The 11,991-nt window shown below is 58.8% G+C and carries 12 protein-coding genes; 10 read left to right on the top strand and 2 right to left on the bottom strand.

Annotated elements, in window-relative coordinates; genetic code table 11:
- The first annotated feature begins 13 nt into the window (after positions 1-13).
- The 10 genes from FBR45_RS06245 (at position 14) to FBR45_RS06290 (ending at position 8,628) form a co-directional block, all read left to right on the top strand.
- Positions 14-355, top strand: coding sequence for a hydrogenase maturation nickel metallochaperone HypA/HybF (locus FBR45_RS06245; protein WP_138500337.1), 342 nt, complete (start codon positions 14-16; stop codon positions 353-355).
- 93 nt (positions 356-448) lie between these two features.
- Positions 449-1,168, top strand: a complete 720-nt coding sequence (gene hypB, locus FBR45_RS06250; RefSeq protein ID WP_138500339.1) for a hydrogenase nickel incorporation protein HypB — start codon at positions 449-451, stop codon at positions 1,166-1,168.
- Between the two features lie 51 nt (positions 1,169-1,219).
- Positions 1,220-3,553, top strand: a complete 2,334-nt coding sequence (gene hypF, locus FBR45_RS06255) for a carbamoyltransferase HypF (protein ID WP_138500341.1) — start codon at positions 1,220-1,222, stop codon at positions 3,551-3,553.
- The gene (locus FBR45_RS06260; RefSeq protein ID WP_138500343.1) at positions 3,531-3,803 is read left to right on the top strand and encodes a HypC/HybG/HupF family hydrogenase formation chaperone; all 273 of its coding nucleotides are present in this window, start codon (positions 3,531-3,533) and stop codon (positions 3,801-3,803) included. Before hypF ends, FBR45_RS06260 begins: the two co-directional genes overlap by 23 nt.
- Positions 3,803-4,906, top strand: a complete 1,104-nt coding sequence (hypD, locus tag FBR45_RS06265) for a hydrogenase formation protein HypD (protein ID WP_138500345.1) — start codon at positions 3,803-3,805, stop codon at positions 4,904-4,906. The genes FBR45_RS06260 and hypD overlap by 1 nt, the downstream gene beginning before the upstream one ends.
- Before the next feature lie 52 nt (positions 4,907-4,958).
- A complete protein-coding gene (gene hypE / locus FBR45_RS06270; RefSeq protein WP_246082125.1) occupies positions 4,959-6,011 on the top strand; it encodes a hydrogenase expression/formation protein HypE in 1,053 nt (350 codons plus the stop codon).
- Between the two features lie 3 nt (positions 6,012-6,014).
- Positions 6,015-7,133 carry an NHL repeat-containing protein gene (locus FBR45_RS06275; protein WP_138500347.1) on the top strand — a complete coding sequence of 373 codons (1,119 nt, stop codon included), beginning with the start codon at positions 6,015-6,017 and terminating at the stop codon, positions 7,131-7,133.
- Positions 7,134-7,212: 79 nt separating this feature from the next.
- On the top strand, positions 7,213-7,857 hold the full coding sequence (locus tag FBR45_RS06280; protein WP_138500349.1) for an urease accessory protein: 645 nt from the start codon (positions 7,213-7,215) through the stop codon (positions 7,855-7,857).
- Positions 7,857-8,087, top strand: coding sequence for a hypothetical protein (locus FBR45_RS06285; protein ID WP_138500351.1), 231 nt, complete (start codon positions 7,857-7,859; stop codon positions 8,085-8,087). The genes FBR45_RS06280 and FBR45_RS06285 overlap by 1 nt, the downstream gene beginning before the upstream one ends.
- Complete coding sequence (locus tag FBR45_RS06290; RefSeq protein ID WP_138500353.1) at positions 8,074-8,628, top strand: bifunctional nuclease family protein; 555 nt, start codon at positions 8,074-8,076, stop codon at positions 8,626-8,628. The genes FBR45_RS06285 and FBR45_RS06290 overlap by 14 nt, the downstream gene beginning before the upstream one ends.
- Here the strand turns inward: FBR45_RS06290 and FBR45_RS06295 are convergent.
- Positions 8,619-9,761, bottom strand: coding sequence for an alpha-L-fucosidase (locus FBR45_RS06295; RefSeq protein WP_138500355.1), 1,143 nt, complete (start codon positions 9,759-9,761; stop codon positions 8,619-8,621). The genes FBR45_RS06290 and FBR45_RS06295 overlap by 10 nt on opposite strands.
- A gap of 33 nt (positions 9,762-9,794) precedes the next feature.
- The gene (locus tag FBR45_RS06300) at positions 9,795-11,984 is read right to left on the bottom strand and encodes a beta-galactosidase trimerization domain-containing protein (RefSeq protein ID WP_138500357.1); all 2,190 of its coding nucleotides are present in this window, start codon (positions 11,982-11,984) and stop codon (positions 9,795-9,797) included.
- Positions 11,985-11,991 lie beyond the last annotated feature (7 nt).

Genomic DNA, 11,991 nt, shown 5'->3' on the forward strand with positions numbered 1-11,991 from the left:
TACCAGTTGTCCTATGCACGAGATATCGCTGGTCCGGACTATTCTCCGGACGCTCGAGGATGAGTTTCCGGCTGATATGGACCGGGTTCGGGGTATCTATCTGAAGGCGGGGCTGCTGGCCAACGTGCAGCCTATCCTGATGCAGAACGCGTTTCAGGCCGTGGTGGCAGATGAGCCCCGGTACCAGCAGACGAGTCTGCACGTTGAGGTGCTGCCGATTCTGATCCGCTGCGACGACTGCGGAAAAACAACCCAGGTGCAACAGTATCGATTCATCTGTACGTGTGGCAAACCCAGTCGCAACGTCATACAGGGCGAAGAGCTGCTGATCAGTAAAGTAGAATTTGACGATTGAGTACCCGGAACTGACTGACTCACTGTGGGTATCGGGTGGGACATGCCCGTTCGGCCCGCCACCTGGTTTTCAGCCAGCTAATAACAACCAGCCATGACCACCGTAAAACCGAAATCCAATCAGGCCTCTGTCGGGTCTGTACAGTGCGAAAATACAACGCTTAACCTGCTCAAGGTAAATGATTTCGTGGCCCGGGCCATACGCGACCGCCTGCCCGACATACTCGTCATCAACGTCTGTTCATCGCCGGGGAGCGGCAAAACCACCCTCATGCAGGAAACCGGTAAGCGCCTGCGCGACCGGCTCAACATGGCCGTTCTGGTCGGTGATCCAGAAACCGAACGCGACGCTATCCGGATGCGGGAGGTAGGCATCAACGCGCTGCAAATCGTTACGGGCGGTATGTGCCACATCGAAGCCCAGATGATCTATCAGGCGCTGGATCATATCGATCTGACGGGAGTCGATCTGCTTTTCATCGAAAACGTGGGCAACCTGGTTTGCCCGGCTGCGTTCGATCTGGGCGAAGACCTGCGCGTTACCCTGCTGGCATCCACCGAAGGAGACGACAAACCCAAAAAGTACCCGCGTATGTTCCTGACCAGCGAGCTGATGGTGGTCTCGAAAGCCGATCTGCTCCCGTACGTACCCTTCAGCGTAGCCAACGTAGTTCAGGACGCCCGCGAGGTGAATCCGGATATTGACGTACTGACCATTTCCAGCCTGACCGGCGAAGGGATCGATGCCTGGTGCGACTGGCTGCTAACCAAAGTAGCCGAGAAAAAAGGGGTATTGACCAGTCCGGCTGCCTGATTGCCAATTCATTCTGTAAACGACCTCCCGGCATACAGCGGTACATAACTCATGACGTTTCATCTGCATATCACCGGCCTGGTTCAGGGAGTGGGGTTCAGGCCCTTCGTCTGGCAACTGGCGCGCGCCATGAGCCTCACCGGTACCGTCAGCAACGGCCCCGATGGTGTCCATGTCTACCTGAATGCAGACGCCGAGACTGCCCAACAGTTTAAGAAACGAATACAGGCCGAAGCACCTGAATTGGCTCGTATCCAGTCCATAAAAGTAAACCCAACCACTCCTCTTCTTTATCCGGATTTCTCGATCATCCACAGCCGGTCGGAGGGGCAGGCGTCCTTACTCCTGACCCCCGACCTGGCCTTGTGCGATACCTGCCGGACGGAGCTGATGGATTCGGTTAGCCGTCGGTTCAACTACGCCTTTACGACCTGTACGCACTGCGGACCGCGGTATTCAATCAGCCATGCGTTGCCGTATGACCGCCCGGCTACAACGATGGCCGACTTTGGTATGTGTGCTGCCTGCGAAGCTGAATATCACGATCCCGCAAACCGTCGGTACTACGCACAAACCAATTCCTGCCCAGACTGTGCCGTTACGATGAGCCTGTACGACCAGGCGGGGCAATGCGTCTCAGCCGATCAGACGACAGTCATTGAGCAGGCGGTGGCGCAGATAAAAGCCGGACATACGGTTGCGGTAAAAGGAATAGGCGGGTACCTGCTGCTGTGCGATGCCGCCAGCCCCGACGCTATTGCTCAGCTTCGCCGACGGAAGCATCGCCCAACGAAACCCCTGGCGGTGATGTACCCCTCGGCGGAGGCAATTCGGCAGGATTGCTCGTGTCGGACCGACGAGCTAAGCTGGTTGCAAAGGTCAGCGTCCCCCATTGTCCTTCTCGACATACTGGCCGAACCAGCCTCGCAGCTGGCCTGGGAGGCTCTGGCCCCCGGTCTGGGGCAATTGGGTGTCCTACTACCCTACGCGCCCCTGTTAGCCCTGCTGGCCCAGCAGTTTAACCGGCCGCTGGTGGCCACCAGCGGTAACATCAGTGGGTCGCCCATTGCGTATACCGACGAGCAGGCCACTGGTCAGCTACCGGCCGTGGCCGATTATGTCCTGACCCACAACCGGACCATTATGGTGCCGCAGGACGACTCGGTTGTGCGTCTGTCGCGGGTGTACCGGCAACCAATTATGATACGCCGATCGCGGGGATTTGCGCCAACGTTTCTGGGCGAGTCCGGTGCAACGTCGGCGAATATACTGGCCCTGGGAGCCTCGCTGAAGGGCACATTTGCCTGGCAGCTTCGGGGCAATACCTACATCAGCCAGTATCTGGGTGATCTGGAGAGCTACGATACACAAACCAATTTTCGCGCTACCCTGCATCATTTCCTGCGCCTGTTCGACGCCCGGCCCGATCGGCTGGTGGCCGATCAGCACGACGGGTATTTCTCCACGCAGCTGGCTCGCGAACTGGCGGCTGGCTGGGGTATTCCGCTTACGCTGGTGCAGCATCACGAAGCGCATCTGGCGGCTGTACTCGCCGAGAATGACCTACTCACCATTCCCGATCCCGTTCTGGGTGTTATCTGGGACGGCACCGGCTATGGCACCGACGGACAAATATGGGGCGGTGAGTTTATGTCGTACCAGGATGGAATAGTTCACCGGGTTACCCATTTCGATTATTTCCCGGCTTTGCTGGGCGATAAAATGCCCCGCGAACCCCGGTTGTCTGCCTTGTCGCTAGCCTACGAAATGCCCGGTGCCGCTGCCCTGCTTCACCAAAAATTCACCCCTGCCGAGTGGACGTTGTACCATAAAATGCTGCCCGCGCATCGGCTCTCGACCAGCAGCGTAGGTCGTTTGTTCGATGCCGTAGCGGCTTTGGTGGGGCTGGCTGATCGGGTAAGCTACGAGGGCGAAGCCGCTCTCCTGCTCGAAGAACAGGCTGGCCGTTACGTGCGGCAATACGGCTTCCGGGCCGCGCGGTCGTACCTGCCGGTGTCGTGGGCAGGGCCGACTGTACCAACCCGGTCTATTATTGGCGGGGTCATAGCCGACGTGCTGGCCGGAAAACCCACCGCTGCGATAGCCGCCCGGTTTCATGCCACCCTTGTGGCTACGGTATCGGCGGTAGCCCGGTGTGAGGGTGTGCATCAGCTGGCGTTTAGTGGGGGCGTATTTCAGAATGCCCTGCTGGTCGACTGGCTCCGGTACGACCTGGACGCTGCTTACCAACTTTATTTCCACCGGCAGCTCTCGCCCAACGACGAATGCATTTCGTTCGGGCAGCTGATCCGATCTACCCTGCAACCGGACCGATTCTCACCTGTACAAACCGAAACTGATTATGTGCTTAGCCATTCCCGGTAAAATAAAATCCATTGGATACCAGTACGATGGGCTGGTACGTATGGCCCAGGTGTCGTTTGGCGGCATCACGAAAGAAGCCAGTCTGGACATGGTCCCTCATGCCGACGTGGGAGACTATGTTCTGGTGCATGTGGGCGTAGCCATTAGCGTTGTTGACGAAGAAGAGGCCCGGAAGTCGTTCCAGTACCTGGCCGAGATAGGGGAGCTGGACGAGTTGGTAGAGAGCAGCCAGATTGACCGTAACCACTGATGAAACACCTCAGCGAATACCGCGACCCCGACCAGGTGGACCAGTACGTGCAGGAAATTCATCGTACCGTTACCCGCCCCTGGACAATCATGGAAGTGTGTGGCGGCCAAACCCACAGCCTCGTCAAGAACGGCATCCTGAACCTGCTGCCCGAATCGGTCACGATGGTACACGGACCGGGCTGTCCGGTCTGCGTCACTCCGGTTAACCTGATCGATAAAGCCGTATACCTGGCCGAAGAAAAAGGGGTTATGCTGTGCTCATTCGGCGACATGATTCGGGTGCCCGGCTCCGGCAGGAGCCTGCTCGAAGCCAAAGCCGGTGGGGCCGATGTTCGTATCCTTTACTCGCCACTGGAAGCCGTCCGGCTGGCCCGCGACAACCCTAATCGGGAGGTAGTGTTCTTCGCGGTGGGGTTCGAGACAACGGCCCCGGCCAATGCGCTGTCGGTGGTACAGGCCCGACAGCTGGGGTTGACGAACTACTCGATCCTGGCCTCGCACGTGCTGGTGCCTCCCGCCATGGAAGCCGTGATGAACGACCCTGATACGAACATTCAGGCATTTCTGGCAGCAGGCCACGTATGTACCATTATGGGCACCGGCGAATACGCCCCGCTGGCCGAGCGATACCGGCTTCCCATCGTGGTAACGGGTTTCGAACCGGTCGATCTGCTGCACGGTATCCTGATGACCATCCGGCAGCTGGAACGAGGTGAGCACAAGCTCGAAAACCAGTATACCCGCGTGGTGCGGGCCGAAGGCAATCCCGATGCCCGACGGGTTATTGACCAGGTGTTCGAGGTCGTCGACCGGGAGTGGCGCGGTATCGGTACCATTCCCCGGAGTGGCTGGGAGGTACGTCGGGAGCTGGCCCGCTTCGACGCGAACCGCAAGTTTTCGGTGTCTATCCCCAAAGTGCCCGAGTGCTCCGATTGCATTGCCGGTCTGGTGCTGAAAGGAATCCGGAAGCCGAACGAATGCACCGAGTTTGGCACCCGCTGTAATCCAGAACGTCCGCTGGGTGCGCCTATGGTCTCGTCGGAGGGAGCCTGCGCGGCTTATTATCATTTTTCGTCAGCCCTGAGTGACTGTGTCGAATGAGGTTGAGTTCGTTTCCATTCTTCCGTTCCTCGTACTACCCACCCGATACGCTATGCAACTTACCTGCCCGATGCCCAAACTGGATTTCGATGTTATCACGCTCGGCCACGGAAGCGGAGGTACCCTCACCCATAAACTGCTCGAAGCGGGTGTGTTCGACCTGCTCAAAAATCCCCTGCTCGATACGCACCACGACGGCGCTATTCTCAATCTGACGGGCAAGACCGCTTTTACGACGGACAGTTACGTGATTTCGCCCCCGTTCTTTCCGGGCGGTACCATTGGCGAGCTGGCCGTTAACGGAACCGTCAATGACCTGGCCATGTGCGGAGCCATACCCCGTTATCTGTCGCTCAGTTTTATCCTGGAAGAGGGGCTGACCATGAGCGAGTTCTGGGAGGTGCTGGTCAGTATAAAAACAGCCGCTGATCGGGCCGGTGTGCAAATCGTTACGGGCGATACCAAAGTAGTAGAGCGCGGCAAAGGCGACCGGATTTTTATCAATACGGCGGGTATCGGAACGCTTCACCCGAAAGCCGATATCAGCGTTGGCTGCGTACAGCCGGGCGATAAACTCATCGTGAGCGGCAACATCGCCACCCACGGCATGGCCATTATGTCGGTGCGCGAAGGACTGGAATTTGAAACCAGCCTGCAAAGCGACACCGCTCCCCTGAACCATACTGTTCAGACCTTGCTCGATGAATTTGGCCCATCTATTCACTTGCTGCGCGACCCAACGCGGGGGGGGGTGGCAACGGTGCTTAACGAGATTGCCCGTGACCGCAATAGTGGCGCGGCCCGGATCGGCATCGACATCCAGCAGGCCAGTCTGCCCGTTCTGGAAGAGGTCGCCGGTGCCTGCGAACTGCTGGGGCTCGACCCGCTGTACGTAGCGAACGAAGGCGTTTTTCTGGCTATCGTCGCGGCCGACGTCGCCGAGCGATTCGTAGGCAGGCTGCAAACGCTGCCCTATGGCGAGTCGGCCGCCATTATGGGTAGTATCACCACCGAGCATCCAGGTCAGGTTGTCCTCACCAGCCGGATTGGTGGTCGCCGGGTGGTGAGTATGCTGGTAGGCGAACAACTTCCCCGAATCTGCTAATCCATGACCAGCCAGCCACCACCAGCCTCGCTACTGAATCTGGCACCCCTGCTGACCGATAGCCGTGTGTTTCGGGGTGGCTTGGGTAACCCGTTTCTGGCTCCGCGTGGGGTCTGGCTGGCTGGCAGTAAGCTTTTTGTAGCCGACACCGGTCAAAATCGGGTTTTCATCTGGCATCGACTGCCCAAAACAGAATTTGCCGAACCTGATCTGGTACTGGGCCAGCCCGATTCGGCCGATACGGGTCGTAATGCCGGTGGCAGCACCGGAGCCGGCACGTTGCAGTATCCGTCGGGGCTGTGGTCTGATGGGGAGCGGCTGGTGGTGGCCGATGCCTGGAACCATCGCGTCCTGATCTGGCTCTCGTTCCCGACCTATTCGGGCCAACCGGCCGATGTGGTGCTGGGGCAGCCTGCTTTCAGCGGTAATCAGCCCAACGTGGGGAGCATCGGAACGGCGCCGAGCGCGCAGTCGCTTAACTGGCCCTACGGTGTTTTTTCGGATGGTGAGCGGCTCTGGATTGCAGATACCGGTAACCGGCGGGTATTGTTTTATGAACAAATGCCAACTGAATCGTTCGCCCGCGCCGACGGGGTTATTGGCAAGCCGGATTTTACCGGGCGGGATTATGAAAACCGCGAGCCCGTCTGGCCCTATTCGGTGCGGGTCGGCCCAGACGGGCAGCTGGCCATTGCCGATACGCAGTACTACCGGACGCTGCTCTGGAACGACTGGCATTCAGCGTTTACGCAGCCCGCCGATGCGCTGGTCGGCCAACCCGATTTCGAGGCCAACGGGCAGAATCAGTTTCGGCTTAGCCCGGAGCAGCATACGCTGAGCTGGACTTACGATGCTTTTTTCTACCAAAAAGGCCTTTTTGTAGCCGACACCGGCAATAGCCGACTGCTCTGGTTCGAACGGGTGCCGTGCGCCAGTAACCCACTGGCCGATGGACTGATCGGGCACGCCAACTTTCAGACTGGCAGCGAAAACGGCAACACCCGCTTCGGCACGGATCGGCAGCTATACTGGCCTTTCTCGATCTGCATCGATGGAGATTGCATGGCCATTGCCGATACGGGTAACCACCGCGTTGTGCTGGGTTGGTTGGGGATAAGCTGAGCTGGTGCGGGTACAGGTGACGGCGCCGACCGCACGGACCGCCGATAGATAAAACGGAACTTGATAACTAACCAGTAGCATGGACATTCTGCTCCCTTTCTTATTAGCCCTGGCGATTGGGTTTACGCATGCGTTCGAAGCTGATCATCTGGTGGCGGTAAGCAGCATCGTCACCCAACGGAATAATATCTGGCTGTCGCTGAAAGATGGCGCGTTCTGGGGGCTGGGTCATACCTCGACTATTCTGCTGGTGGGTATCGTATTTATCGCCGGGCGCGTTGCCAGCCAGGCAGACACGTTTCGCTACCTGGAGGCCGGGGTGGGCCTGATGCTGGTCGTTCTGGGCATGGTTCGGTTGTATCGGCTGCGGATGGCGCCCGACGGGTCGGCGGTTGGACATACCCATCTTCACAACGGCCAAATCCAGCCGCATACCCACCGGCTTGCGTATGGTGTTGGACTGGTACACGGTCTGGCCGGTAGCGGGGCGTTGATACTGTCGGTACTCACCCAGATCAGGGACGCAGGGGCCGGGCTGGTATACCTGCTGCTGTTCGGCCTGGGGTCGATGGCTGGTATGATGGTAGCCGCCAGTGCGTTTAGCATTCCGTTTTCGGTGCGGCTGACGACCAGACCGGGGGTTCGTACGGGGCTGATCGTTGTATCGGCCGGGTTGTGTATTGGGTTGGGTATACAGGTGCTTTACGAAAACCTGGCGGGCTGATGCATACCTATGATGAGACAGACTTTGTCCTGTATGCCTTACAGGAAATGAAACTAGAGGTACGGCAGCTGGTCGGGCGGCATATCTACCTCCAGAACGGCTTCGAGATTGAAGTAGAAGCGCGCGATCTGTACCGGCTCAGTGCCGAAGGATTCGTAATTTCACCCTTTACGGATATAGGGGAGTTGTGCCAGTTTATTCAACGAAATCAGGAGCATGGAGACGATTGAACTGAGCATCGTGGCGCTGTCGGAAAGCCTGTCGAAGCCGGGCAACTATGCACTGATGCTGGAGGATGCCCACAGCAAACGACGAATACCGCTCATCATCGGGCCGGCCGAAGCGCAGGCAATCGCTATGGCTATGGAGAAGATGAACCCGGTCAGACCCATGACCCATGACCTGTTTCACCAGACACTCGAACGGCTCGAAACCCGGCTCACCAAAGTACTGATCGATCGGGTCGATAGCGATTACGTATTCTTTGCCCAGTTATATCTCGACGGACCACTGGGGCCGCTTCAGATCGATGCCCGCCCGTCTGATGCGATCGCGATGGCCGTGCGGGCCAGCTGTCCGGTGTTAGTTACCCAGGCCGTTCTGGAGCTGACCGGCTATTACCCCGACGATAAAGTCCGGGATAAAAAAGGATCATACGCGGAGTACACCCTTGCCGAACTGGAGGACTTACTGGCCAGAATTATCCGGAAGGAAGATTACGAAAGTGCCGCCCGCGTTCGTGACGCCATCGAACGACGGCGTCAGGGGTAGAGCGACAGCAGCACCTGCTCATCTTCGGGGCGTAACCGGCCGCTGGCCATCGGCCCCACGTTCAGCAACAGGTTGGCCTGCATCTGGCCGGCTATACTCAGCCAGCCCTTTATCTGTTCTTTCGAGGCTACGGAATGATCCCATTCGTGCCAGAACCAGTTGCCCGACGGAAACTGCTTATCGCCCTTTGTCGACATCGTGGTTTCGATCTGCATGGGCAGAAACCGGTCGCGGCCCAGCCAGTTCCATACTTTCTGATCGGTGGTGGGGCGGGTGTATTTCTCGCCACTGCGAATGTCGACTGGATGCAACGGCACCCCCGGGTAGGCCGTAGTGGAGTTGTTCATCACCAGACAATCAGGCTGGAGCGATTTGATGTATTGATACACATGATCCATTTGCCAGCGGTAGGCTCCCTCGTTCCGCCAGGCATTTATGAAGGCTTCATCCCGGTTGGCCCGGGCGTCTTTGGGCGCCAGCTCGCCCTCGATTTCCCCTTTTTTGGTCCAGCCCGTTTTCTGTTTCTTCCAGAAGCCATCGAACCATAGCTCCACAATGTCGCCGTAGTTCGTAAGCAGTTCATGCAGCTGCTTTTTCATGAAGTCGACATAGGCCCAGTCGTCGGTGTCGTGCGTTTTCTCGTGACGGTCCCAGAGCGAATAATAAAGGCCGACCTTCAGGCCATGCTTGCGTGCCGATGCTACGGCCAGCTGAAGCACATCGCGCCCGAACGGGGTCGACGCCACCGAGTAGCGGGTGTACTGGCTGGGCCAGAGGCAGAAGCCGTCGTGGTGCTTGGTAATGAAGACGATGTAGTTCATGCCTGCTGCTTTGGCAACGCGGCACCACTGGTCCGTATCGAGCTGGGTGGGGTTGAACCGGACGGGGTCGAGCGTGCCATCGCTCCATTCGGTGTCGTAGTAGGTATTGATGCCAAAATGCACGAACATGCCGAATTTGAGGTCCATCCAGCGTTTCTGTACGTCGGTAGGCTGGGGTGTGTCGGTGGGCGGTGTCGCAACGGCTGATGCCGGGGCGGCCTGGGCTGAGGTCGATAGACCCGCAGCGGCACCCAGGCTCAGCGTTGCCGCCTGCTGAAGAAATAAACGTCGGTTCTGAGAGAACATCTGCATAGCAATGGGTTGTATTCGTGCAATGGGTTCGTATCAGCGGATGGCCCGTATCCATCGGCTACTGTTGGCGTCGAGCGCAACAGGGCGGTTCAGATCGATTGGTTCGTTTGTCAGGGCGTCCACAGCGGCTTTGTACCGGATCGCACCCGTAGTCAGGGAAGCCGTGCGGGCCGGACCATCGTTGATAAAAAAGTAATGGTCGGCCGCGGGTGCCGCCAGCCGGTACACAATGGCATCGGTACAGCGATAGGGCGGCTGGCTGGTGCCCAGAACCTGGCTGATCAACTGGTTTTCGGAATCGGTATGCCCCGGCCTGAAGCACATCCGGGCGGCTTCGTAGCCCAGCACCACGGCTGTTCCGCGGCCGGCTGTTTGTTCGGTAATGGCGGGCTGGCCATTGTCAAATCGGCTCACGACGTGGGCCGTGGTCGGTTGCAATGTGGCAATCATTCCCAAAACAGGCGTGGTGCCGAGCCGGTACGTCCGGTTGACGCCCGACCCCTGATAGTCGCGGATGGTAACCCCGGTCAACTGCTCAAATTCGCTACCCGCCCTCGTTGGCAGCAGCGCGGTAAACTCATCATAATATCCCGACGGTACATCCATCACCAACCGGCCGCCCTGCCTGGCGTACTCACCCAGCTGACGGACCAAATCGTGGCTGAGGCTGACCTGGGCCGGTACGTAAAGAACCCGATAGCGGCCACCCAGTCCTTTGGCCAGGTCGGGCGTCGTGACGTATTCGAACGGGATGTTGGCGTTGATGAGCGCCCGGCTGATGCCGACTCTGGCCTGCATCGGCCGCAGCCGAAACTCTTCCCGGCCCGACTCGCTCATGGCGGCCCAGGTGGCTTCGTTATGCCAGTCGTAAAGTACCCCCACAGTCGGTTCTTTATGGGCGGCCCACAGCTCGTCGCGGTAGCGGTTGGCGGCCTGCCCAATCTGTCCCATCCGGACGGCGCGGGCTGTTACCTGGTTGTGCCGGTCGAGCAGGGCGTATTCGCCCGCTTCCCAGCCAGCCGTGCGGGCGTTCCAGGCCCAGGCCCCCCAGCCCCGGAAACCAGCCGCAATCTGGCTCAGCAGAAACTGGGTAATCGTTCCCTCGTCAACGGTAAAGTCGGCTCCGCCCCGACCACCGCTGAACTGCTGCGGCCCACCGGTCGACTCCCAGGTAGCGGCCCAGCCCCCCTTGAAGAAGTCGTTGGCCAGCGAGGCCTGCATGTAGAATGGCCGAACGAGTTCGTAATTGACTTCGCCGTAATGCCAGGCAAAATGGATGGAGGGGTAAAACGAACCGTACCGGGTCATCAGATCCGCCACGCGTTCGAGGTCAACACCATACCACGCCAGCGGATGAAACAGGCCTATCTCGCCCCCGCCCCTGAATACGGCGCTGGAGTCGAAGGCGCGGAAGCGTTCGCAGGTTTGCCGGATGCTTTCGAGGCTGTGTTCTACCTTGAAGTTAAGAATATCGTGCAGGTGCCGGTATTCTTTGTTGCTAAGCTGGCCGTAGCGCTTCTCAAAATCATCCCAGGATGAAAACGGATCGCCTTCGCCGGCTTGCAGCCCGGCGTGGTGCTGATTCCAGACCTGGTTCAGCCGCTCAATGGTGCCGTACTGCTGCCGTACCCACTGCCTGAACAGCTGTTTGCCGCGATCGGTCAGGTCGAATCCGCGCCCGCCCAGTTCCGGCTCGTAGGCCACACTCCGGTCTTTGAGCGGCTTCCCCGTTGCTTTCATCAGCGCATCGCTTTTCAGGATACGCTGGCGTAACAGCTCCTGCTGGTAGGCCAGCATGCGTGGGTGTTGCCGAACTTCAGCTATGGGGGTGTTGACAGGAATGGCGAGGGTTTTGAGCAGCGCAGGGGTGATGCTTTGCCAGCCCCCTTCGCCATACCACCAGGGAATAATCCCTTCCTCGAGCGCAATCAGCTGAACCTGCTCGATGGTCCAGCCCGGTACAGTCATGATCTGCTTGAGGGCGTTGAACCCCAGTTGTTTCATGGTGCGGAAATGGGCCCGCATCTCAGCTTCGCCTTCGCCGGGCTGCTGCACATAAACCGCCCCGATGGGCATAGGAGCAATGGTTCGGTATTTGGTTTGTACCGGCGACTCGTGCAGCCGATCGTACAGCCGGTGCAGGAACGGGTCGTTTGTCGGGCGAGGCTGCGCCATGGCGCCGGCACTCAGTAAACTCCAAAGCCAGAAAAAACGGGTACGCATGCAGAAA

Origin of the sequence: Spirosoma lacussanchae (assembly GCF_005870035.1) — a bacterium.
GTDB lineage: Bacteria > Bacteroidota > Bacteroidia > Cytophagales > Spirosomataceae > Spirosoma > Spirosoma lacussanchae.

Bases quoted from the DNA above. Each gene is read 5' to 3' on its own strand.
- FBR45_RS06245 (WP_138500337.1), top strand. From the start codon at position 14: ATGCACGAGATATCGCTGGTCCGGACTATTCTCCGGACGCTCGAGGAT.
- hypB (WP_138500339.1), top strand. From the start codon at position 449: ATGACCACCGTAAAACCGAAATCCAATCAGGCCTCTGTCGGGTCTGTA.
- hypF (WP_138500341.1), top strand. From the start codon at position 1,220: ATGACGTTTCATCTGCATATCACCGGCCTGGTTCAGGGAGTGGGGTTC.
- FBR45_RS06260 (WP_138500343.1), top strand. From the start codon at position 3,531: ATGTGCTTAGCCATTCCCGGTAAAATAAAATCCATTGGATACCAGTAC.
- hypD (WP_138500345.1), top strand. From the start codon at position 3,803: ATGAAACACCTCAGCGAATACCGCGACCCCGACCAGGTGGACCAGTAC.
- hypE (WP_246082125.1), top strand. From the start codon at position 4,959: ATGCAACTTACCTGCCCGATGCCCAAACTGGATTTCGATGTTATCACG.
- FBR45_RS06275 (WP_138500347.1), top strand. From the start codon at position 6,015: ATGACCAGCCAGCCACCACCAGCCTCGCTACTGAATCTGGCACCCCTG.
- FBR45_RS06280 (WP_138500349.1), top strand. From the start codon at position 7,213: ATGGACATTCTGCTCCCTTTCTTATTAGCCCTGGCGATTGGGTTTACG.
- FBR45_RS06285 (WP_138500351.1), top strand. From the start codon at position 7,857: ATGCATACCTATGATGAGACAGACTTTGTCCTGTATGCCTTACAGGAA.
- FBR45_RS06290 (WP_138500353.1), top strand. From the start codon at position 8,074: ATGGAGACGATTGAACTGAGCATCGTGGCGCTGTCGGAAAGCCTGTCG.
- FBR45_RS06295 (WP_138500355.1), bottom strand. From the start codon at position 9,761: ATGCAGATGTTCTCTCAGAACCGACGTTTATTTCTTCAGCAGGCGGCA.
- FBR45_RS06300 (WP_138500357.1), bottom strand. From the start codon at position 11,984: ATGCGTACCCGTTTTTTCTGGCTTTGGAGTTTACTGAGTGCCGGCGCC.